The 1,008-nt window shown below is 68.8% G+C and carries 2 protein-coding genes; both read left to right on the forward strand.

Annotated elements, in window-relative coordinates; genetic code table 11:
* Nucleotides 1–302 (forward strand): DUF1275 family protein (locus DID96_RS37790; RefSeq protein ID WP_148094539.1); only part of this gene is annotated, 302 nt, incomplete at its 5' end.
* A 92-nt stretch (nt 303–394) separates the two neighbouring features.
* On the forward strand, nt 395–1,008 hold a 614-nt coding region (locus tag DID96_RS37795; protein WP_260464180.1), incomplete at its 3' end, for an alginate export family protein.

The raw sequence follows: 1,008 nt of genomic DNA on the forward strand, positions 1-1,008 counted from the left end.
CGCGGCTGATCCAGCGTCCGGGCGTGCCGAATACCGTGATGACGGGCAACGTCACACAGGCGATCCTCGACATGGTCGATATCGTGTCCGCGGGCACGGCCGACAGCGTGCGCGCGGCGGCGCGCGCGCGTTTCGGCAAGATGATGCCGGCCATCGTCGCGTTCGCGATCGGCGCGGTGGCCGGTGCGCTGGGCTTCCGTCACATCGGCTTCTGGGCGCTGCTCGCGCCGGCATGCGCGCTCGCGTGGCTCGCGGCCGTCACTGGCGAGCACGAGCGCGTGGCCACGGCGGGGCGCGTATGATCCGGCGGGGCAAAGAGGGGCGCTTCACGCGCGTCCGGCGTATGGCCGGCGCGGCCACGCACAATCCGAGGTTGGCACAGGCGAGGAAAACCATGGTGTCCACCACAATGCGCGGCCGTCGTTTCGGCACGGCTGCGCGCATGTCGGTTGCCGCGGCGCTGGTGTTCGCGGGCGTCGACGCGGCGTGCGCAGATACGACTGCTGCATCGACTACCGCATCGACTGCCGCACCGACCGCCGCACCGACCGCTGCATCGACCCCCACATCGACCACAGCATCGGCCGCAGCAGCGAGCATACCGGCCGCAGCATCGGCCAGCGCCGCGGCAGGCGGCGCCGCGTCGGCATCCACGTGCAACGCGAAACGGCCCGTCGTGCTGTTCAATCGCTGGCAGGAAGACTGGTCGGTGCTCGCGAATCCATGCGTGCCGCGCGCGCCGCTCGACGGTCTCAAGTACATTCCGCTCGGCGGTGACCCGAAATCCTATCTGTCGCTCGGCGTGAACCTGCGCGAGCGGGTCGAAAGCAACAACGCACCGCTGTTCGGCATCGGTTCCGCGCAGTCGGATACCTATCTGCTCCAGCGCATCGAGGTTCACGCAGACGCGCATCTCGGCGAGCACTGGCAGTTCTTCGCGCAGCTCGCGGATGCGCGCGCGTTCGGCAAGAACACGGTGACACCGGTCGACAAGAACCTGCTCGATCT

It is taken from the genome of Burkholderia sp. Bp8963 (assembly GCF_003854275.1).
Lineage (GTDB): Bacteria > Pseudomonadota > Gammaproteobacteria > Burkholderiales > Burkholderiaceae > Burkholderia.